Source organism: Terriglobus roseus DSM 18391, from assembly GCF_000265425.1.
GTDB classification, from domain to species: domain Bacteria; phylum Acidobacteriota; class Terriglobia; order Terriglobales; family Acidobacteriaceae; genus Terriglobus; species Terriglobus roseus.
The window spans coordinates 1,297,406-1,321,331 of the sequence record NC_018014.1 but is presented as its reverse complement, the minus strand read 5'-3'; the positions used below and the strand labels follow the sequence as shown (position 1 = coordinate 1,321,331).

9 protein-coding genes are annotated in these 23,926 nt (G+C 58.0%); 3 read left to right on the top strand and 6 right to left on the bottom strand.

Annotation, left to right across the window (positions count from 1 at the left end; genetic code table 11):
• Positions 1-281: 281 nt before the first annotated feature.
• Together TERRO_RS21880 and TERRO_RS05675 are read right to left on the bottom strand one after the other, a co-directional pair.
• Complete coding sequence (locus tag TERRO_RS21880; RefSeq protein ID WP_052313280.1) at positions 282-4,874, bottom strand: glycerophosphodiester phosphodiesterase family protein; 4,593 nt, start codon at positions 4,872-4,874, stop codon at positions 282-284.
• Positions 4,875-5,478: 604 nt separating this feature from the next.
• Entirely contained in the window at positions 5,479-7,638 is a 2,160-nt protein-coding gene (locus tag TERRO_RS05675; RefSeq protein WP_014785042.1) for a PD40 domain-containing protein, read from the bottom strand.
• Between the two features lie 310 nt (positions 7,639-7,948).
• Between TERRO_RS05675 and TERRO_RS05670 the strand changes: the two genes are divergently transcribed.
• Both TERRO_RS05670 and TERRO_RS05665 read left to right on the top strand, forming a co-directional pair.
• Positions 7,949-11,185 carry a TonB-dependent receptor gene (locus TERRO_RS05670; protein WP_014785041.1) on the top strand — a complete coding sequence of 1,079 codons (3,237 nt, stop codon included), beginning with the start codon at positions 7,949-7,951 and terminating at the stop codon, positions 11,183-11,185.
• A gap of 124 nt (positions 11,186-11,309) precedes the next feature.
• Entirely contained in the window at positions 11,310-12,251 is a 942-nt protein-coding gene (locus tag TERRO_RS05665; protein WP_041593038.1) for a hypothetical protein, read from the top strand.
• A gap of 746 nt (positions 12,252-12,997) precedes the next feature.
• Here TERRO_RS05665 and TERRO_RS05660 read toward each other — a convergent pair.
• The 4 genes from TERRO_RS05660 to TERRO_RS05645 all read right to left on the bottom strand — a co-directional run bounded on the left by TERRO_RS05660 (position 12,998) and on the right by TERRO_RS05645 (position 21,200).
• On the bottom strand, positions 12,998-15,607 hold the full coding sequence (locus tag TERRO_RS05660; RefSeq protein WP_014785039.1) for an SUMF1/EgtB/PvdO family nonheme iron enzyme: 2,610 nt from the start codon (positions 15,605-15,607) through the stop codon (positions 12,998-13,000).
• 73 nt (positions 15,608-15,680) lie between these two features.
• Positions 15,681-19,097: a TonB-dependent receptor gene (locus TERRO_RS05655; RefSeq protein ID WP_041592467.1), complete on the bottom strand. Its 3,417-nt coding sequence runs from the start codon at positions 19,095-19,097 to the stop codon at positions 15,681-15,683.
• 355 nt (positions 19,098-19,452) lie between these two features.
• Positions 19,453-20,247 (bottom strand): GntR family transcriptional regulator, encoded by a 795-nt coding sequence (locus TERRO_RS05650; RefSeq protein WP_014785037.1) that lies wholly within the window; start codon positions 20,245-20,247, stop codon positions 19,453-19,455.
• A 5-nt stretch (positions 20,248-20,252) separates the two neighbouring features.
• Positions 20,253-21,200: a dihydrodipicolinate synthase family protein gene (locus TERRO_RS05645; RefSeq protein ID WP_014785036.1), complete on the bottom strand. Its 948-nt coding sequence runs from the start codon at positions 21,198-21,200 to the stop codon at positions 20,253-20,255.
• A 193-nt stretch (positions 21,201-21,393) separates the two neighbouring features.
• On the opposite strand from TERRO_RS05645, the gene TERRO_RS05640 reads away from it, so the two are divergent.
• Positions 21,394-23,784: a hypothetical protein gene (locus TERRO_RS05640; protein WP_014785035.1), complete on the top strand. Its 2,391-nt coding sequence runs from the start codon at positions 21,394-21,396 to the stop codon at positions 23,782-23,784.
• Positions 23,785-23,926: the final 142 nt, after the last annotated feature.

The window sequence follows — 23,926 nt, the reverse complement described above, 5'->3', positions numbered from 1 at the left end:
CGACATTTATTGTGATACATCGCGCCAAACAATGTGATCAAAAAACGACACGGAATGTGAAAAGCTACAGACCAGGGCAAACGTGATCATGACTACCATGCCTGGGAAAAGCTAGAAGCGCCTTTCCCAGGCATTGTGGGACAACCGTGCTGAGCAAGACCAAGAGCTTTCGTTCCATTGATGTGATACCAGCAGGCTCTCACCCTTCCGGGAGCGGGATCGAGCCTGAAGGCCTTACTGCAAAATCAACGTTCCAGTGCGTGCCAGCACCACTCCTCGCCTCATTGAAGAGGCCGAGGAGGTGTGCTGTACCAACAGGTCTTAACCAGGCCAGGGTTCGGATCGGTCCCGAAAGCAGCGGTAGTGCATGGAGTGCCGTTCGTGACATCCTTCCAGGTGTACGTTGCCTTCCCACGCGCTCCGAATAGCACCCTTCCGGCACCCGTGAAGTTACATGTTCCACCCTCAGTCGCGCAGAAGTTATACCCTGCTGTGGGCGCGGGAATAACATCGGTTGACGTGCGGCTCCAGATTCGGTTCCCCGATGCATCGAAGAGCTGCAGGGTCGCATCCGTCCCGAGGATGAACCAACCGGGGTTGGAACCGTCGGTGCCGGTAGTCCAGATGGAGGATCCGCTCTGGTTGTAGAGGACAAGGTTACCGTCGGACTGCAGTTTCAGCTCGACGCCACCCTTGCCGCTGGTGTCGCTCGACCACAGTGGAACCTGGGCGCCATGGTACAAAACCAGGTTACCGTCTGTCTGAAGAACGAGGGTGTTATTGCCAGCGGTGAGATTACCTCCCTGTTCAAGGGCTCCATTGGCGCCGATCTGGGTCCCGCCGCAAGTCGCCCAGACGTTGGTGAGGTCGGGGAGTTTGTCGAGAACATTGCTGCTCACGGTAAGGGAGTTTCCAGCACCAGCGTCATGAAGACACTGGAACGTGCCCAGGTCATGGACAATCCGCCGGTTGCCATCATAGCCAACCATCCATGAGGTCTTCTGAGCGGCAGTATCACCGTCCCATTGCACCATCTTGCCTCGGTAAGAGCTGGCATCAATCGGGCTTACCCAGACCTGCTGGTTTTGCTTGTTGAACAATGCAAACGAACCGTCATCCCGGATTACCAGCCAGATTGCACCAGAACCCACGGTGTTGCTTGCCCATGACGCCGTGGTGCCAGAGTACAGGACAAGGTTTCCATCCTCCTGCAGAATGAGTCGATTGCCTGCTCCCGACGGAGCCCAACGTGACGTACCTGTCGCATCGATGCTTTTCAGCCCGCTGCTGGTCAACGTGAGACGCGCGCCGCCAGCCGATTTGAGATAGGTGCCAACTTCGAGCTCGCTCCGAGTACCCATCACGGCTGTTCCGCACACAGCCCAAACATCGCGCATGTTGATGTACTTATCGAGAGCACCACCTGCCTCGAGGTCAGGTCCCAGCATACCGGCGTCATAGATAAGACAGTTGTAAGTCGACCCATCGCCAATCCAGCGACGATAGCCATCTGCCCCAACCAGCCAGGCAGTCTTCTGAGTTGCGGTGTCCCCGTCCCATTGGACTACATGCCTTCTCAGATCCCGTTCGTCCGAACCGGCGGACCCTCCGTCTGCGTGCGTTGTCGAGTTCAGCACCACAAGGGTTGTGGTGCTCCCATTGTGGAAGGCAACAGTCGAAAAATCTCCGGAGTTGTTGGAGTCGATCCGCACAGAGCCGGGCGGAACAAATTTAGAGAATTGAGCCCAGAAGTAATAGTCCTGGCTCGGCTGAAAGCTGCCGTCGCTGTTAACAGTGATCATGCCACGGCAGTTCTGGCAGGCGTCGCCACTTGCCAGATGCGGGTTACCATTCGGGTCCTGCGCAAGAGACCAGTAGACCGATCCGCGTGATCCATAACGGAGCGGCCCAATCAATGTGTTTGCGACTTCCCAGCCCAGGTTGCCGGCCACGTTTCCTGTGCCGCTGGTGAACCCGGAGCACTCGGTAAAGTAAGTTGCTACAGACTGCGTCTGATTGCTGTAGTGGGTGCCATCGTAACAATGGTAGCCAATGCCGTCGACTCGCACACTTTGGCTGGCGAGAGTATTGACGTAGTCTGGGTCATTCCAGTTATGGTCCCAGCCAAGCACCTTCACATCACTCGGCAGAGTTACCTTGAGTGCTTGTGCAAGAGCGACCTCGTCAACAGGCGATAGGAGCGTGGTTGGCATCGCCGTCTTGCAATTTTCCGGCTCGTTCTGCATGGAGACCATCCACGGCCTCAATCCCAAGGCGCTGTAAGCGCTTACATATTTCGCAAAATAACTGGCATATTGCGCAACGGAGCCGATTTTGATCTCATTGTCGTCCGTACCACACTGTGCCGGCAATAATGCGCCTCCACGCTTGAGCCAGCCCGGAGCACTCCAAGGGGTCCCAAGCAATTTGAAGTTGTTGCCCGCAATCGACTTGGCCTGCGTGAGCAGGTCGATCTGCCTCCGGTCGCTTGCATAGCCGTTCACAGAGAAACTGCCCTGCGCGTCCTCATACGTGTGGATGTCGTTTGGGGAAGCCATCAAGTCGCTTGATCCCATAGGCGATCGGACGATCGTCAAGCCGGCGCCACCACTTGGAGAGAACAAGATGTTCATGATGGCATTGCGATTTGGAGAGGAGCCCATCACTGCAGCTGCCGAATCCGTCATGGCACCGCCGAATCCATCGATGGTCTGGAAGGTGGTACCCGCATTTACGGTAATCGTGGCAGTGGGAGACCCGGCGTAGTTACTCACCGCAACCGATTGCATGGCCGCGCCTAACACGCTGCCGGTGGCACTTGTCAGCACCTCGGACGGCTGACCTCCGTCTGTCCAGGTATAGGTAGCCACAGAATCGTTCGGCTGACTGGCCGTGAACGTGGTCGCTCCTGCTCTGACCGTGAAGGTCTTCGAAGGTCCCGAATTACCGCTTCCGGTGCCGCCGCCTGTGTCATAGGGAGCGGCTGAGCCACCGACGCTGACACCCGAAGCTCCGCCTGCGGACGCAACCCACTGGTAGTAACAATCTTTTGTGGCCCCCGGTTTGGGATCACCGAAGACGGAGTTCGTGCACGCAACTCCTCCATCGAAGACTCCATATTTAAAGGAGCCACTGGCGCCGTATGCAACACGCCCTAGGCCCTTGAACTGGCACCCGTTTGTGTCGCCCTCACCCGAGCAGAACTGATACCCCTGTGGACCGGAATGTGGAAAGACATACCCCTGATCGACCGTGTAAAAACACGCCTTCCTGATATTCGGAGCAGGATCACCCCAATAGCTGAACGTCGAAACATCGCATTGGAAGCCATTCGTGGCTTTGAAAAAGGTTCGAGAGAAACGATGATTCGCCGCCATGACTGCGGATCCGTTGCCTTTGAAGTTGCAATATTGGCCTTCATCGGCGCAGTAGATCGTTCCACCATACGCGGTGTAATAGTCGATGGGGGGACTGATGTAGCAGCTCTTGAGAACGCCGGGAGTGGGGTCATTGAAGACCCCGACATTACAGGCTGTAGTGTTGGTGATCGTGCGGGTGTTATATGTCCCATTCGCGCCGAATGCTACGTTTCGATCACCTGTGAAGCTGCACGTTCCTCCCTCAGGGGAGCACAAGGTATATGTGGTTTGTCCGTTCTGGTCGCAGCCGGGGTAAGTACCATTTGCCCTGCACTGAGGATCCCCTTGATAGCCATCGAGTCGCATATAGCTAAGATTCCGGAGGCCGCCAGCCGCGAGCAGATTATCCCAGTGGATCACGTCGTCCGTGGTGATGACGTTGAACCTCATCTGATTGACTACAAAATCAAAGTCACCACGATCGTCGGCGGTATCCGTCGGCCGAGTTGAGTCATAGTTCGGGTTCGGAGTGCCATCTTCATTTGTTCTTGGATTGAAGAAGTAATGCCTGAGATTTACGCAGCATGATCCACCGAGCTGGGCTCCGTCCCCATTCGTGCCGCCTGTCCAGAAGAACTGTGCGACCTGGTTTGGGTCATTCGGATAGACGTAATCTTTGTAGGCGGCAAATTCGGCAACCGTGTGTCCAGTATTGATGCCCATCTGCCGCATCCTGTCGAAGATACCACCGGGTTGCTTTTGCGTTATTTCCGGCGCAATCAAACTGATCGAAGGGTCTGCCCAGAACAGGTTCAACGAGTCGATCATCGCCTGTTCGCTCCCAAATACACTCGCAGCGACCTGGGAAGTATTGTAGTTTGGCCAGAAATTAATCGCAGCATAGTCTGGGAAGTCCGCCTTGAAGGCGGCTGGCGTCGTGTAATTGAATCCACTGACCTTCCATGCGACGTGCCCTGCGAAAGGATTTCCTTTCCAGTCTTTGGCCACCCGCACGATCTTCCATGCCTCTTTGAAAGTGTCTACGTCCTTGACATCGATGGCTATGACGGCAGCAATCTGATCGAGATTGACCCGGTCGATGACATTTTGCAGCGAGGCGGGGACATTGAAGTGACTTCCATAGTTCGGGAGGAAGGAAACAGAATCTCGCAGGTTAAATTGCGCCTGCGTGACGGCCAAGGTCATCGAATCGATTCGCGCGTTTGCCTGCCTTTGAGCCGAGGGCGATGGAGAGCTGAACGGGTCGAAGACGTGACCTCCGGGCTGCGCGGGATTGGTCTCACGCCCCCAGGTAAGGTCATGACTGCAGATTGGAATTCTGTCCGAGGTGAGCTTTACATCCACTTCCAGAAGCTCCAGCCCGGCCTGTGCTGCGGCTTCGACCGAACTGAGCGAATTCTCCGGTATGCCAGCGATGTTGGGATTGTCCCCAAACTTGGCATGCAGGCCACGATGAGCGGACAGGATTCGCAGATCGCTGTGCGGAGTCTTCATCGCCTGGATGATTTTTGCCGTATCAAAATGATTGGGATTGTAGAGAAAAGTGTCCTGGGCTTGAGAGGAATGGCAAAGCCCTAGCAGGCCTAGCATCACACCGACTGTCAGGATCGTGCGCCTGCCGTGCGACAAGAGCGTGTACAGAAGATGGTCGGGGCGTAAAGGGTTTGGCTGGCCTGTCGGCTGCTGCGAAATCTCTGAGCGTCTATAACGCTGGGGAGTCATGCCGTTCTCTTTCGGTCAATTCGTTGTTACTGCAATAAAGTGGGCGCCCGCGAATATGCTGCCCACGGGCTGTACTCTTCGCTCTCGCTCGGGTCTTCTTGAGAGGCCGACGCCGAAAGTGTGTGCCTGGCTAGAACTCGTGCAACGCATCGTTGAGGTCTCTGGTCCTGTTCAGCGCTGGCTGGAAGTGCCATGAGATTTCTTCCACCATGCGGAGGCGCCGAGGAGCAAACAAGTGAGGGACAGGTGAGAAGTGGTGCCGACGGCAGGTGAGTAACTCACCTCTCCTGAGTAGACGTTGATTCTTTTGAGGTACTTAGCAAGGCGTGCAAAGCTACGCCGCACCAAGTGAATTTCGTGTCAATGGGTCTGAGGACTAGCGCTGGAGTTTGCGCAACTTCAGATCGCTTTCTGCGAGGTCTCGCTCCGCGAACAGAAGCCAGCGCCCGTCCGGAGAGACTGCGATGTCAGGCGCGTTGGGTACCAAATGGCCTTCGAGAGCACCGCGGTCGATAGAGCCTTGCGATGCTGACCAGGTTCGCAAGATGGGACGTCCCGTCTTATCTTTATTGGTCAGATAGAGCGTCCCACGATCAGCGAACCAGCTCATCACTGGCTCAGCTTGCAACTCAGGCATCAAGGCCTGCGCGTGACTTCCGTCCGCGTCGCTCTTCCAGAGGATGCCGGTGCGGCTGCTAAAGAAAATCCCGTCTTCGGCGGCAGTGACGGCGAACATACCGGAAGCCGTGACGCGCTGCAGGGTTTCCGTGGACAGCTCACGCCTCCAGATGGCAAGTGAGCTGTCGCGGTTGGAGTTGAAGTACAGCGTCTTGCCGTCGACGGACCAGGCAGGCATGCGCTCTTCGTAGCTGTTGGTTTCGAGGATCTTAGGCTCGCCCCCGGTGGCCGAGATGATGTAGATCGCAGACCGTTGGTTTGGCCGCGCATCGAACGCGATTTGCGAGCCGTCGGGGGACCATGCGATGCCGCCAAGCCATGAGCCTGCCAGATGGGTCAACTGCTGGGGTGCACTACCATCAGCCATGGCTGTCCAAAGTTGCATGGTGCCGGACCGATCGCTGGCAAAGGCAATTCGCTGCCCGTTGGGTGAATAGCGGGGATCATAGTTACGGCCCGAGGAAGCGATCAATCGTTGTTCCGTGCCGGGCGAGCCCGTGATCGACCGGCGCCAGATGTTCCAGTTTTCGCGTGAGTCAACAAACAAGATGTCGCCCTTGCGATCAAAGACTGGATCTGTCGCGAATGTACTGTTCGTCTGTACCGGGGATGGGGTACCGCCGGAGGATGGTATGGTCCATAGCTGGAAGGCGTTTCTGCGGTTGGAACTGAAGAGCAGGCTCTTCCCATCCGGTGACCAATTCAGCCCCTGGATTGTTCTGGCATCGGAGGTGAGTTGCCGCGGATCGCGACCTGTCGGCAGAATGAACAACTCACCCACACCGTGGCTGGTATAACGCACATAGGCCAAAGCCCTGCCATCGGGCGAGACACGTGGATAAAGATAATGCTCCACGCCATGACTGCTTAGAGTTACCGAGCGCTGGCCGTCTACGGTCGTTCTTACGAGCGAACTGGTGGCTGTTGCCGGATCATAGTCCGCGAAGATGAGGGAGCCATCAGGCGTCCAGACTGGTCCGGCAGGACCCAGGAGTGGGCTGGGATCATCCGACCAACTGCCTACCTGTCGCTTCATCTGCGCGATGCGCCGCTCGGGACCACCGTTGAGCAGCCTTATCGTGACAAAGACCTCTTCCCCCTCAACGACAAGGTAGGCCAGCGATGCGCCGTCGTGAGACCACGAGGGGTAAAGCCGTATGGCTGGCGTCACGTTCAGCCGGCGCGGCGCGCTCTCCTTCCACGCTCGAAGGAAGATGTCGGGGCCGGATTGCCGGTCGTCCCATACGTAAGCAATTGTGTTGCCGTCTGGCGACAGAGCGGGACTGTACTCCTGTCCCATCTCCGAACTGATCGACTGTACCTCAAACCTGGCCTCCGAGTCGTTGCTTTGCTGACGATGGAAGAACCAGATGAGCAAGGCAGTCACGACCGACGCCAGAGCAGCGGTCATGAAGACGAGAGATCGCTGGGGCTTCGATGACACAGCGGTCCGATCTTCCGGCGCAGAGACGGGCGGCGACATGAGCTGAAACTCAGCGGTATAGCCGCCCTTCGGCATGCTGATCCGAATGGGGTCGAGACCACCCTGGCGCTCGTAATACTGTTCCAGTTTGGTGCGCAGCCGCCGTGCTTCTGAGCGGACGATGGTATCGATCGACGGATCCCAGTCGAGTGGACGGTCGAAGACCTCGCATCCGATGGAGCGCTCGGTCAGGCGGCCATCGCGGCTTTCTGAGGCATGCTGCACAACCACCCGGAGGAATCGCACCATGCGGTCGGAACGCACAAACTCGGCGCTGGACTGGATTCGCTGAAGACAATTCTCCAGCAGCACGGGATCCGTGACGTGACCTCGGGTGGTCGGTACTTCCGGGGCAAGATCCGTGGTGGTCACCATATTGCTTTTCGAGGGGGTTTGAGTCGGAGGCTCACTTGGCGCCAACAACTTTTATCTTAGGGGCGCTGCGTTACAGTTCCGTGGGTGCCGAAGGCCCATCTCACGGTTTTCATCGGATGTTCATTCGACGCGCAACGACTGCAAAGTTCCGGAAATGCGCTTGTGAATGAATGACTTAACTCCACGTGAGAAGAACTCCTCCCATCCTCGCAGTGCTGTTCCTCACCTGTCCTTCACTTGATGCGGTACGCACGGCCCTCGATGGTGGAAACACCGGCCGCTGCTCTCGCCCAGCCCGAAAGGACATTCCATGATCGTATTTCGCAAGAGCTCTTCTTCCTCTGCTTGCACGTTAAACCCGCGCCTTTACCGCGGTCTCCTCGCTCTGTCTGCTGCCGTGGTTCTCAGTACTTCATTGAGCGCGCAGGTAAACCAGGGCGGTGTGACCGGCCACGTGGTCGATCCTTCCCATGCCATGCTGCCCGCCGCTACGGTTATTGCGACGAACACAGAGACGCATGCGGTCCGGCGTTCGCGGACGAATCATGACGGTCTCTATGACCTGTCGTCCCTGGCACCCGGCGTCTACACCCTTGAGGTCGAGGCACCGGGATTTGGTAAGTCAACCGGCAGCGTCACGGTGCAGGCGGGAGCGGTGATCACGCAGGACTTCTCGCTCGCCGTGGGGAAGGATGTGGTGGAGATCGCCGTCGTTGCGGGCGGAGCACTGGAGCCGCAGTCCGAGAGCCATGAACTGAAGCTGACGGTCGACGAAGTCGAACTGTCGGAACTTCCCACCAACGGACGGAATCCGTTGTCCGTGGCACTGCTGGCACCGGGGTCTGAATCACCGTCCGACGCCACGGTCAACACGTCCAGCGGACAGTCTTTCGGCACCACGGCCAACCAACTCCACCTGGGCGGTGGCATGGATTCCCAGACAGGCTATCTGCAGGATGGCGTGCAGAACGTCACCCTCTTCACCCAGTCGGCAAATCTGCTCCCATCGGTTGAGGCGATCCGACAGATGACCGTCATCGTAAACGGAGCGGATGCGCGCTATGCCAATCCCAGCACCGTCAACATCCTGACCAAGGGTGGCACGAACCGCGTCCACGGTTCGCTTTTCGACTTCCTGCAGAACGACGCGCTGAATGCGCAGAACTATAGCCTGACCGGCGCCAGCCAGGTTAAGACGCCGGTGCGCTACAACCTGTTCGGTGGCAGCGTAGGTGGCCCTGTCTTGCACAATCGCCTGTTTTTCTTTGGCAGCTATCAGGGCCTGCGCCAGCGCACCACGGCCTACACCACGACCAGGGTCCCGACTAACCTGGAGCGCGCGGGCGACTTCAGCGAAGGCAAAGTGGCAATTTATGACCCGCTGACTTATGTGGGCGGTACGAATAAGAGCTTCACGACCACGACCGGAAAGAATGCGATTCCCACGGCACGCATAACCCCCTTCGCCACGACGCTGATGAAGTACATCCCGCTCAGCAATCTTCCGCTGGATGGCGTCCTCAATATCAACTACCAGGCGCCAATTCGTTCCACCATCGACTCCGACCAATTTGTTGGCCGGATTGACTGGAACATGACTTCGCGTGATCAGCTTTATGTGGCCGGCGGTTACAGCAAAACACCCACGGTCACGCCGTCCTTCATGTCGAGCTTGTATGGGGCGCTTAATGATCAGTCGGCTGTGAACGGCTTTCTGGAGCACACACACGTCTTCTCACCCCGTGCAGTGAATACGTTCCGCGCTGGATATAACCGATCTGTCCTGTTGTCGTCGGTGTTGGGTGCAGGCTCGCGGCCCTACTTTCAGGAGTTTGGTTTGAAGAACCTGGCTCCTCTGCCGTCACAATGGACGCCGCCAACCGTGTCGATCACGTCCTTCTTTACGGCGGGCAATCGCTATGCGCCGCAGGGCGCAACACAGAATCGCTTCCAGTACGCGGATGAGTTGAACTATCAGATCGGCCGCCATCACATCTTCCTAGGTGGCGAATTTCTCCGCACGCAGGTGGATGGCAACTGGACGATTCAGAACAATGGCTACTACACCTTCAATGCAACCCTGACAGGCCAGTACGTCGGCGGTACGAGAAGAGCAAGTGGCAGCGGATGGGCCGATGTGCTGTTGGGCTATCCATCGTCAGCGGCAGGTGCGACCGGTGTGTCAGTGGGCGCCTTCCGCGAGTGGCAGGTGGCGGGATATGCGCAGGACGACTGGAAGGTCACGCCCCGTCTCACGTTGAACGTCGGTTTGCGGTATGACTTCGATAATCCGCCGAATGACAGGAAGGGAAGGGCCAGCATCTACGATCTGCCCACAAACCAGATCGCGGACGGCACCTGGAATACGAACTATCGCGACTTCTCACCACGCATCGGCTTTGCGTATTCGCCGCAGACCAACACCGTGATCCATGGCGGCTTTGGCATCTACTACGCAGGTACACCTTATAACTATCTGCAGTTCCTGCTGGCGCATGCGCCTAACTTCATTACACAGAGCCTCAGCTTCACACCCGCAACAGCGAAGGTCGTCACAGATGTCTTTGTAGCGAATCCTTCGGCCACCGGCATCACGCCGCAGACGCTCGGTAAGACCATGAAGGACGTCAGCGTGCAGCAGTTCAACCTGGGTGTGGAACATACCTTCCTCAGGCGCTACATGCTGAGTGTGACCTACGCTGGTCAGGTCGGCCGGCACTCCTCTGTGCGCGTGAACGCGAACCAGCCCAATGCAAAATCCGGCACCAGCGCGGTCTTCAACGTACGTCCTTACACCTACGCCGGCGATGTATTCGCGCAGTACAACATCGGCTACTCCAACAGCAATGCGCTGCAGACGAAGTTCATCGCCCGACTGCCTGGCGGATCACGCATCATCAGTAGCTATACCTATGGCCGCAGCCTGAACATCTCCGACGGAGACCGCAACACGATTCAGAACGCCTACGATGCAGGTCAGTACTACGCGCCCGCAGCATGGGATCGCCCGCACCACCTGAACGTCGGAGCGCTGCTGCACCTGCCGGTGGGCCGGGGACAGCACTTTCTTGGGTCCGTACCGCGGCCCGTCGACTGGATTGCCGGTGGATGGCAGTTGAACAGTATCTATCGCTACGCCACCGGACTGCCCGTCACCATCACCGCAACCAACACAGCGGATACCAGCAGCATCGGAACGTTCCTGGCACAGAAGGTCTGTGATCCAACGCAAGGCTTCCAGCAAAGTCGTGCACAGTGGTTCAATACCGCGTGCTTTGTGCAGCCGGGCAATGGTGCGTATGGACGCGGTGGACGCGGCAGTGTGCGCCAACCAAATCTGAACCAGGTCGATCTTGGTCTGGAGAAGTCCTTCGGCATCACCGAGAGCGCGCGCATGCAGCTTCGACTGGAGAGTTTCAACGCACTGAACCATCCGCAGCTCTCGCTGCCCGGCCAGATCGCGGTGAACAGCGCCAGCCTGGGAGCATTGAATGGAACAGCGAAAGCCATGCGCACCTCGCAGGTTGCACTGCGCTTTACCTTCTAACCTCTTCCCTGCTTAGAATGGAGGGCCGTCCTCAGCGGCCCTCCGCCGACACCATTCTCACGCGCAAGGACAACGTATGCCCGGCTGCTTCGCACGATCGCTCTGCTCCCTTTTGCTGTTCTCGATGACTCCGGCTTTCGCCCAGGACAATTTCGTGCCAGGCACACGCACCATGGTGGACGCGCACAACTGTTATCCCTACAACGGCCAATGGGCCGACCGTATTGAGCGGGCACTCGCTACAGGCACACCCATCGGCATCGAGCAGGATCTGGCCTGGGTGCTGGATCCGAAGACGGGCAAGGGGCATTCTGTTCTGTCGCACGATCCTCACCCGACTGGCGGCGAGCCCACGCTGGAGTCCTACTTCTTCACGAAAGTCAAGCCGATCATCGAAGCGGAAGTGAAACACCCGCATCCGGAGAACTGGCCCATCGTCACGCTCAACCTTGACTTCAAGACAACGGAAGTGGAACACCTGCGTGCCATTCGGGCTCTCCTGCAGCAGCACCAGGCGTGGCTGACAACCGCAGTCCGTACGAGCGACACTGCTGCCATGCAGCCCTTGCATAAGGCCCCGATCCTCGTCTTCGTCGGTTCCACGGCCAATGAAGAGCAGGTTTTCTACGACGAGATCAAGACTGGCGCACCTCTGTTGGCCTTCGGTGCCGTGAAGGTCCTGGCCTCCGATTCCATCACCGCGCCGGAAGCAGTGGAGACCATGCCCGCCGATAACTTCCACCGCTGGTGGAACAACGGATGGACGGTCGTGGAGAAGGGTGGCGCGGCCAAGGCTGGCCCCTGGGGCTCGCAGGCGGAAGAGCGCCTCCGCCGCCTCATCGAACACGCCCATCAGCAGCACCTTTGGATCCGCTTTTATACCCTCGACGGAGAGTCGACCGAAGAAGCCAAGACTAATGGCTGGTTTCTTACTTACAATTTCCGCTCCGCAGAGGAAGCTACAAAAAGGATCGGAGCTCTCGCTCGATACCATGCCGACTGGATCGCAACGGATCAGTACGAGACTGCCAAAGCGACCGTTCGCAGTGCGTTTGCTGAGAAATAGCTCAGTCAGCGCCTGACAATGCCCTATCACGAACAAGTTTTGAATCACTAGCCGTCATCAGACCTCTTCCGGGATGGCGGTGTGCCCATAGAAGTACTCACTGGTGACGCCACATGGAGGAGCGTTCCCTGCACCGGCGGGGCCGAACCGCCGCAGGTGCGATGCTGTGCGATCTGGAGCAGGGCCGTGACATCGATCTGCCTCCAACCACGACTGAGAGACGGTCGCAGCATGACTGCATCAGCATCCGAGCGTGCAAGTTGTGAGTCGGGATCGTGCAGGTGCCTTCGCGGATGCTATCCGTAAAAGAAGCCCCGAACGCGGTACAAGTTGCGGATCGCTGGCACCTGCTGAACAACCTTGCGGATACGCTGCTCCGGTCGCTTGAGGGTCATCGTGGAGCGGTGAGAGAAGTCCGTGATCGCCTCGAGGTGTCGTTTTTCTAATTATTTGGCCTACTTTGGTTCGAATTATTTGGCACACCTAGGCTTTGCCCGTGATCTTCTGAGTGCAGCAAGAGCAAGCAAACAAAGAGGATGCCTCCCAGAAGGCTGTTCCCGCTCGATTCCCGCACCGGCTTCTGTGCCAAATAGCGTGGTCAGAAGTGTGCCACCTAGTGTGACAAACGACACTTTAGCTTTGCAGCACAAACTTTGCACAGTCCAGGCTGCGCCTCCAGGCCAGCAATACCCAACAGCCCTCTTCGACCGAGTAGCTATCCGAGTCACCGCAATGTCGGCAAACACTTACTCCTTTCGGAAAGGACCTCCAGTATCAAAACTGATCTTCGCATCGTTTGTCATACTCTCCGCAGGCCTCTCCCACTCCATCCAGTTCCCGCGAGTGGGCGGTGCAAATCCGATTTCGTAAGACGCGGGATAGGTGCCAATGACGCGCGCGCCCTCATAGATTTGGACGCACGTATCGGTGCGAACACACATACGATAGGTCCGCTCCCCATCGCCCGCACGCGCACCTTCCAGCGGCTGCCATGCGCCCGCATACCAGTACTCGGCGCGCTTCGGCCGAATCCGTAACCAGTAGCGATTGCACATCGTGCATCCACTCCGCGCAAACGCACGCACTACAAAGTATTCGTCCTCCGCCTGGCTGAGCGCGACAGAAACCTCGACACTGAACCCCTTCACCAGATCGATCGTGTCCATCGCGCCCGTACGCTCATTCGTCCAAAGCGTCCGCGCCACCCGGTACTCCTGCATCTGCTGCGCGGATAAAGTAACTGCCAACACCTTCTTCACCGGCAGATCCACACGCGAAGGCATAGCCTGCGGCCAGTGCTCGCCTGACTCCACCCACTTCAAATTAAACGCGTAATGATTCATGCTGCTCAGCACATGGATCACACCATTACGAGCCTGCAGGATCGAGCAGTAAGCCGTCGGCTCCGCATATCCCGGCCCAAGATACACGCGACCATGGCTCATCCCCGTCACACCGCAATCCGTCTTCTCATTGGAAAGCACACGCCGCACAGGCCACGTCATCCCCTCGTCATACGAGATGCAGATACACAGTTTCGCCAGCTCCCGATCCGTCGCGCGCTGCGGCCCCAGCTGCGACACATCCGGCAAAAATGTAACCAGCACCAGCGGCCCTTCCTTCAGCCGTGTCATCGCAAAGCGCTGTGTATAAGTAACTGGCGGCAGCTCCGTAGCCTGCGCCTTCCACGTCTTACCATAGTCTTCTGAGATGCTCATCGGCAGATGACCATCAATATTCGCGCCACGCCCCAGCGCCATCAGCCGGCCATCCTTCAGCTCAACAATCGCCGCGTGGATGCCGTTGATTGTTCCCTCCGTACACTCCCAAGTCGCGCCGCGGTCCTTACTCAACCACAGTGCAGACCCCTGTGGATGCGCGTCCGCACCAAAGACCCACCAGCCATTTCGCAACCGGAAGATAGGCTGACACACCATGTTACGCAGCCCGAAATCTGGGGCAATATAACGCGGCTTCGACCACGTCATACCGCTATCATTTGACTCACGCAACACAATCTGTAACGGCTCCCAATAATGCGAGAGCGCCGTGCCATTCACGTGATACACCGTCTCCTCACCGTCAAACCACAACGCAGGACAATGATCATTGCGATCCGGCGTGTCATAGAACGGCGCGGCCTGACTCCACTCGTGTTCCCCAAATTGCAAACGGCTGCTGGCCACGCCCAGCTCTCTTCCCTGCTCACGAGCGCACGTATACCACGCAGCGAGTAGGTCGCCGTTAGGGCATTCCGTCAAAGCGGTGTCATGGTTATGCCACGAGTACAGCGGCCCACTCGAACCCTCTGCAATCTTCACAAACGGCACTGGCCCAAAGAAGTAAGGCTTGCTCGCCTCCGGCCCCTGCTCCACTTGCTTAAGCGTGCGCCGCTTCACATGCTCTCGCACCACCTCGACCGGCGCAGACGCACCTGCCGCATGCGGCAACGGTGCAGCACATGCCACACGGAATCCAATCGTGAAACCACGCGTCCCGGGTAACGCCGCGGCACGATTCGCAGAACGCAGATAATACGCAAAGGTCCCATGGCTTCCGCCACGCGTCACTTTGAATATGCCATCACCGGGCCCACCCTCGTGTGAAGCCTGCGGGGCGTACCAGTCATGAACCCACTCCTCCACATTGCCATGCATGTCATACAGCCCCCACGCATTGGCTGGTGTCTGTCCCACACGTAGGCTGACCTTGTCCTTCGCCGCGGTAAAGTCCATTACTTGCGCGTTCTTCAGGTAGTAATCAGGCAGCTTGTTTCCCGTGGCAAACAGGGTACTCGTACCCGCTCGCGCCGCGTACTCCCATTCGGCTTCCGTGGGCAGACGGAATTCCTTGCCTTCCTCTTTCGAAAGCCACGCACAGTAAGCCACCGCCTCATGCCAGCTCACATAGATAACGGCGTCATCATCTTCGTTTGAATAACCAAACTTGCCGCGCACTGCCCGGTGTTTCGGATCGAAGCGCTCATACTCGCGATTGGTCACCTGTGTCGCAGCGAGTGAAAATTGTGTCGCGATCTTCGCCTGCGCAGGTCTCTCATCAGGATCGCCATGAAGAAACAGATCATCGGACAGTACAAACCGTGCAGGATCCCCGTGCGGAAACATCGCTTGTAACTCGCTGCGTGTCATGTAAGCAAGCGGCTCACACATCTCACGCGGAATCGGTAAGGCTTCACCCATGGTGAAGCTCCCAGCCGGAACGCCAACGTACTCCGTACCAAACCTGTCGAAGAAGCTTCCCTGCCGGCGTGCTTGTCCAAATGCCCGCGCAGCAACGTGCACCTGTGTTGCTGCAGCCGTCGTGTAAAGAAACTCACGCCGCGATAACTTCTTCATTACGCCTCCATGCAACCAATAGAAAAGAGCCGCAGGCATTTGCTCCTGCGGCTCCTGGAACTGCATCATCTTCTTAGAACAGGTACTTCAGGGCAAACTGGATCTGGCGCTGCTGAGACCGTGTGCTCTGGATGAGTCCCCATCCAGTGGTCGCAGTAACAGTACGTCCCGGATTGTTATACGAGGAGATGTTGCCCACGTTGTAAGCATCCGCGCGGAACTGCAGCTTGTGCTCCTTGTAGAACGTGAAGTCCTTCATGCCCGCCGCATCCACACCAACGAACCCGGCGGAACGCTCCGTACCCACACCCGAAGTGCCAAACGTTCCCGGCAGCGCCGCGCCGTACGCGCAGACACCGTTGTCTGCACCAAAGCATTGCTGTGCCGACGGGTCCGTTCCCCACCAGTTCGTGGTCGTCCGGTTCTTGATCACCAGCTTGCGGTAATGGTTCGCGCGGCCCGTCCCCTGGTTGCCGCCAAACGCATTGCTCGCCTGGATCGTTACCGGGAAACCGGAGTAGAGCGTCGCATTGCCACTTACCTTCCATCCGCCAATCACCAGATCCAGTACTCGCGGCATCTGGTTTGCAAAGTCGCGTCCGCGGCCAAACGGCAGTTCAGCAACAAAGCTCGACGTGAACATGTGGCGGATGTCATAACCTGCAGGACCATACTCTGACCGCAGATCATACGAATTCTGCGGCACGTTCGAATAACCCGCAATGTTCGACGGCAACGCAAGCCCCGTAGCGTTCGTCAGGTTCTTCGCAAAGGTATAGTTTGCGTTGAACGTGATGCCATGGCTTGCGCGCTTGCGATACACCACCTCGCCCGCGTTGTAGTTCTGGTTCGCCTGCGATTCGAAGATCGTGACTGTTCCCGACGATCCCACCAGGTTGCGGTACGGTGCCGACGTTGCATCGTTATAGCGCGTCCACTGGTTGCCCACACGCATGTTCAGCAGTGCCGATCCAACATTGCCCACGTACGCCACCATCAGTGACTGCGTGTTGCTCAACTGGTATTCCACCGTCAGATCGAACGAAGGCACAAAGGCAGGACGCAGACGTGGGCTCCACGCCGTGTAACTCGTCGAAGGTCCGGCGTTCACATTCTGCAGCGCCGTCGCAGGATTCAGCGGCGTACCCGCGGCAGTCGTCGTCGGCGCAGACGCGGTCAGACTTGCCTGTGCGCTGAACGGTGGATTTGCAGAGTGGTTCAGTAGTCCGTTGAAATCCATGAACGTCGTCGAAGCAAACCCGCCGCGCAGCACCAGGCGTGGCTTCAACGACCACGCAAAGCCAAAGCGAGGGTCCAGCTGACGATAGGTTGGGCTGTACAGTGACCGGCCGTTCCCATTCACACCCGCCAGCAGCAACTGCCCCGTGTTCAGATCCACATTCGCAATGCGGTTCTTCACCTCGTACGTCGGCTGGTCGTACTCATAACGCAGTCCCAGGTTCAGTGTGAAGTTCGGCGTCACCTTGAAGTCATCCTGGAAGTACGCTGCGGAGCGCAACTGGCGCTGCCCTACACGTCCGGTGGCGCCAATGCTGATCGATGCCCCCGAGGCATAGCCCATCACGAAATCCGCGAAGTCATAGCCTTCTGAGATACCGGCCGATGGCCGGCCGGTGAACACGCCGTTGTAGTTGAAGTTACCCAGTGCACCGTACGTGTTCGGGATGAAGTTGTTCTGATACCAGACCAGTTGTCCGCCAATCTTGAACAGATGGCGACCATGCTGGATGGAGAGCTGGTCGTTGTACTCAATGTTGTTATCCAGTGCCAGGCGGCCCGGACCATTCGTTCCCAGCGCTGTTACCTGGTTGCTCGTGGTCTGCTCGGATCCCACCATGCTCTGCTGTGTGAAGCCCGGCACCACCTGTGCACCCGGCAGCGCGACACCCACGGTGGAGTTACCGCTGTTGCCAAACGCACCGCCCAGGTCGGCGTTGTAGGAGTTATAGGCGATACGCGTGAAGCCACCGCGGAAGTCATTCACGATCGACGACGAGAACACGTGCGTCCAGTCGGCCATCGCACTGGTGAACGGGAAATCCTGCACCGTCGGGAACTGCGTCGCAATGCTCGTGCCACGCGGGCCACTGTTCGCGCGCCCAATCGACACCCTTGCAAAGATGCTGTCGTTCTGGCCAATGCGATAGTCGATCTTCACATCGCCCTGGTCGTTGCGGGCCAGGCTCTTCACAGCAGGTGGCAGGTAGTTGAACTTCACACCATCCGCCTCGGTCGAAGGCTGATTCGGCAGCGGGTAGATCTCAGGGTGCGCAAACAGGTAACGCGCCACCGGATTGTTGATCGGGATGTTTCTGTTCCCGGCGAACGGCGCAAAGTTAGCCTGCGAGTTGTAAAGCTGCTTGGCGGTGCCGGTACGCGCAACATAAGCAGGGCTCAGCAGGACCGAGAAATCGCCTTGGCGGAACGCAGCCGGGGCCACGCTCACCAGGCTCTGCGAAGACGACGGCTTGCGGTATCCCATGTAGTCGACAAAGAAGAACAGCTTGTCGTGAAGGATAGGTCCGCCAAACGTCGCACCGAACGTCTGCTGCGTGTAATGTCCACGCTCCGTGGGTGCCGTTCCGGCCGGCTTCCGCTTGTTGCCAAACGTATTGGCATCCTGCTGCCAGTTCTGCAGGTAGTCATACACTGACCCGTGGTACCGGTTCGTGCCGCTCTTCAGAATGGTCAGGATCTGGCCGCCGGAACCGCTGCCATACTCCGCGGCCGGGTTCGTGCTCACCACGGTCACCTGGTCGATTGCCTCCGGCGCTGGGTTATAACCCGGCAGGCCAAAGGCGAAGGAGAGATTCGCGCCCGTGTCGAAGAACTGAATGCCATCCAGCGTGTAGTTGTTTGACGTCAGCCGATTGCCGTTCACAGAGGGCGCGGTCGCCACGCTCTGCTGGCGCACGCCAGAGTTGTTCGGGTCGCCGGTAGCACCGTTCCATTGATTCTGATTCGTCAACGCGATACCCGGCATGAACTGGGTCAGCTGCGTAAAGTTACGGCCGTTGATCGGGATGTTATCGATCGTCTGCGCGTCCACCACCTGGTTCACGGTGCCGTTCTCGGCATTTAGGATCGGCACCAGCTGTGCCTTCACGTCCACCGACGCAGCCACGCCATCCAGCCGCATCGCAGCGTCCAGCTTCAACTGCTGATTGGTCTCCACCGTGACAGGACCGACCGCATACGGCGCAAATCCGGGGGCAGAGACCACCAGCTTGTACTGGCCGATCTGCAGAAAACGCAGCGCGTAGATGCCGTCGTCATTCGTCACAGCCGTGCTCTTCGCATTGGTGCCAGCGGAAACGGCCGTAACGGTCGCGCCCTTCACCACTGCTCCGGAAGCGTCCGTCACCGTGCCGGAGACGGAGCCCGTGATCGTCTGCGCATGCAGCCCTGTGCTCACCACCATGACAGCCGCCGCGCTCAACAGAACCGAGGTGCCACTCTTCTTCCGCAAACATCCCAACATCTCTTCGTCCCCCACGAACCTGCGAGCAGCGATCACGTCGCTTTCGCAACATCCTTGTAACAGTGTGTGAGGCCACGCTAATGCAAGTGAAGAATGAATGGCAAGTGAATTGTCGACAGTTTGGATTATTTCTGCCGACAGATCCCCTAACACTGCATTACAACCGTCTATCGACCTGAAAGTACCCTTCAGATGGACCCGGTAGCTGCAGAGGTTGGGGGTGCGCATCGCGCGGCAGCGCACGCAGGTCGCTGGCACACCGCGCAGAAGCCGTCCAAGGGGGTGACTGAGACGTCTCATTCTGTGCCGAAATGGGCAGCGAAGCACACCTTAGAGCAGGAAGTCAGAACAGAATCGCTTCCTCGGCGTGCCGCTCTTCCGACGTCTTCCGTGAGATCAACTGGCTACGCTCCCACGAGTCGAACTCTTCGAGGCGCTCCCGCATGCTGTTCTGAATGTGGGCCGCCAGCAGGCTCCGCACAGCCTCAGGATCGTTCTTCTGCAGAGCCTCGGCGATCCGCATATGTTCATCCAGCACACGGTCCAGCATGGCGCGCGTATGTCCCCTGCGACGCATGGAAAAGATCTGAACCAGCACGCCCGCCTTACGAAGAATCTCGTGCATCGCCCGGTTCAACGTGAGCCGCACAATCTGCTCATGGAAGCGGCGATCCAGTTGCGTAAACTGCGCCATCCCCTGGTCATTCAGGGCGCTATGCACATCCGGCAAAGAATCCCGAAGCTCACGAATGCCAGCGATGGTCGATGTCAGAGCGTCCACCTCCTGCGGCAAAAGCCCATTACGAGCTGCCTTCTCCGCAGTAAAAAGCTCCATCGCCTCGCGCACTTCACAGAGGTCAATGATGTCGCTGCGCGTCAGCTTACGAACCTGCGCCCCACGGTTGTGGGTCGTCTCCAGGATCCCTTCCGACACCAGCAGACTGATCGCTTCACGCACCGGCGTACGGCTGCTGCCAAGCTCCTTCGCCAGCAACAATTCGGAAAGTGGCTTACCCGGCGCAAGCTCGCCGCTGTTGATCTGGCTCCGTATGTGCTGGTAAACCCGCTCACGCGCAGGAACAGTCGAACGCCGTGTCGGGCGACGCACCTGCGTCTCCACCTTCTTCAGTCTTGCCATAGCTCTTAAACCATAACTTGCTTTTCGCTCACTGCCACATCTTTCCAGCGCAGCAACGTCTTACGGATTTCCGCATACTCTTCCTCGCTCGGAGAGGCATAAGGAGGCGCCATCACAGCAGTCCCGATTCCCTGCACCTCCAGCGCCGTCTTCAAGCCGCGGACAAGTCCCGACTCGGCAGCACCCACGCCATAGAAGTCTTCTTCCACTGCAACGACCCGCTGCTGCAATGCGTCACTAAGAGCCACATCGTCCCGCAGGTAAGCCTCGTAGAGATGCACATACAAGTGAGGCAGCAGGTTCGCACCACCACACACGCCACCATCCGCACGCTCACGCAGCGCCGCCAGCAACATGCGCTCCGGCCCAACAAGCACCGAACACTCAGGGCGCCCTGCAAAGATCGCAATCGCCTGCTTCAACTGCTCAAAGTCACCGGAGCTGTCCTTCAAGCCAAGGATGGGATCCAGTCCACTGAGAGCTTCTAGCACCCGCACGTTGAACTGCGGCAGGTTCCCGAAGGGAACGTTGTAAAGGTAAGCCGGCAGCTTCGACTCATCCGCCACCTGCCGCCCAAACCGAACGATGTCCGCCTGCCCAAGCGCCATGTAAAAAGGAGGCGCAATCGCAATCGCATCCGCCCCTGCCGCCGCAGCATGCTCACTCGTCCGCAGAACATCATCGACCGATGTCTCAATCGCCGCAACCACCACCGGCATCCGCCCATCTACCACCTCGCAAGTAACCTCAACAGCGCGCCGCCGAATACCGCGACCCAGCGCAGGCCCCTCCCCAGTAGTCCCCAACGCGAAGATCCCGGACACCCCACCCGCAACGATTCGAGACAAAAGCAAGCGCAAAGCCACCTCATCCAAAGCCCCCGAACGAGTCAGAGGAGTGACAGTTGGCACAACAATACCTTTGAGCAGCTTTACGTCGAGTCCGGTCTTCATTTCAGGCCATCATATGACAGAAACTGTCGACAGTGTGTATTTTGTTGGGATGGCCACCTTCAAGTCGGAAGGAACTTCGCCGCTTCACGCTCTGCGAATCCGAAATCCTCCCGGCCGCCTCACAGATAATTCCACGTGCATCTGCAGTGCCAACGAACGTTTCGCCGTTCGACCTTACTAGACAGGTCTCCTAATGCGTCTGCGTCTCGCCATCTTCTCGTGCTTTTTCCTATCGCTTTCACACGGCGCTGTTGCGCAGCGATTGGTGTTGGTAGCGCAACCGCGGACGCCGGTCCAGATGCGCTATTTCGATTTTTTACTGAAGCAGCTTGCCGACCGTGGCCAGCAGGTATCCATGTCGGGCAGGGATAAGGCTGGTTCGACGGATCGATTGATTGTAGGCACTGAGCAGCAGATGCCATCTCTTCTATCGCCCGCGGAACTGGGTATGTGGCAGCAGAAGCGCGAGAGCCGTCCAATAGGCCAGGAAGGCTATAGCGTCACAAGTCTTGGGCGTGGCACGCACAAGACGCTAATCCTCTCTGCGGCGAGTGAGCGTGGCGAATTGTTCGCCGTGGGTTGGTTCTTGCGCTCTGCCACTTACGATCATCGAACATTGCACTTGCCGTTTACAAATTCGTACACAACGAAACCCGACCGGAACGTGCGCGGCTACCAGATTGGGTATCGCATGAAGAACAACACCTACGACGCGTGGACGCTGGACCAGTTCCGCCAGCAGATGCTCGACATGGCCGTCTTCGGTTTAAATACCATGCAGGTCGTCGCGCCGATCTCTGACGACGACCCGACAAGCCCGCTCTTCCCCGCTCCCGCTGAGACTACCGTGCTGGGTCTGTCGCAGATGAGCCAGGACTACGATCTCCGCTTCGATCTCTTCTACCCCGAGATGGCGAAGAACTATGCGGATCCCGATCAGTCAGCAAAGGAACTGAGGCAGTTCGAAGACCTTATCCGCAAGCTGCCGCGTGTTGACTCGATCCACGTTCCTGGTGGCGACCCGGGACACACGGCCCCGGAAGTTCTGCTGCCGCTGATCGAACAAGAGGCAGAGATCCTTCATCGTTACCATCCAAAGGCCGAGGTGTGGGTCTCCGCCCAGGGATTCACGGCGGAACGATACAAGCGCTTCTATGAACTGCTGGAACAACACCCGGCTTACCTGAGCGGCATCTTTTTCGGCCCGCAGTCACGCGAAAGCATGGAACAACAACGAGCAAAGATTCCTGCCGCGTATCCCATCGAATTCTATCCCGATACAGCGCACGCCATGCATTCGCAGTTTCCCGTGCCCAAGTGGGATCCCATCTTCGCGCTGACCGAAGGTAGAGAGCCGATTGATCCACGGCCTGCAGGCTTTGAGCATATCTACAAGCACTTCTACCCCTACAACAACGGCTTCATCGTCTACTCAGAGGGTGTGAACGACGACATCAACAAGGTTCTTTGGGGAGGCTGGGGATGGAGTCTGGAACGTCCGACTCACAACACCTTGCTCGACTACGCTCGTTACTTCTTTCAGGCTGCTCCAGCGGATGACGAACGAATCGCATCGGCCGTTGAAGGGCTTGAGCGGAATTGGGATGGCCCTTTGCTGCAAAACACCGGCATCGCACCTGTGCTCGCAAAGCTTGAAAAACTTCATCCTGCAAACTCGGTCAAGAACTGGCGCTGGGACAGCCTACTGTATCGAGGTTCGTACGACCGTTATTTACAGATCAAACGCCTGCGGGAGCTGCGTTCTGAACAAACGGCTCTGAAGGTAGTCGCCGACGATACATCGCCCCCCTCAACACGCATTGAGGGGGCCATGAGAGCGCTGCGCAACAGCGCGCCGGATGCAGAGGAACGGAAGCTGCACACGTCGCTCACGAGCTTAGCATCGGCGTTGTTTCAGGAGTGTGGCCTGCAGCTCAGCGTCAAGCTCTATGGTGCTTCGAATTGGGAACGCGGGGCCAACTTCGATCGCATTGACACACCTTTGAACGACCGCACCTGGCTTGAGACCGAGTTGAATAAGGCAGGGACGTTGCGTAATAGCGAGCAGAGGGAAAAACTCTCCCGTATCGCAAACTGGTCGCATCCCGTCCCCGGCGCGCTCTATGACGATCTGGGTGATCCCGCGAGCGAGGCGCAACTGGTGAAAGGGAGCGGTTGGCAATCCGATCCGGAACTCTATCACTCATCAATCGATGGGATCGCCGACGAGACGCTCGAGAAGGGATGGCGACTCTCATGGCTTGACTATGCAGAGACTCTCTACGAGCAGCCGTTGCAGCTTCACTACACCGGCCTAAAAGGGGCAACTGCCTACACGCTTCGGATAACCTACGCAGGTGAGGAGTACAAGCTGCCGATGCAACTGAAAGCGAATGGTGTGACCCTGCTCGCCGCGCGCGTGCGAGCTTCCAATCCCGAGCAAATGGAGTTGCCAGTAAACGCAGAACTCATCCACAAGGGTGAACTTACGCTCGAATGGAGCCGACCCTACGGCGCTGGGGGTGGTGGCCGAGGCGGACAAATAGCTGAGGTCTGGCTGCTGCCCGTGGAGCAGAAACAGTAGTTTTCATTGACCACGATAGATGCATGAAAGCCCGAGGCACAGGGATTCCTCTCGCGGTGGGCCTTAGTATGCCATTTGGAGCGCAGCCTTGGCACGCAGGAAGCTTACCATCACAGGGCGGACAAGGAGCTCTCGCACTACC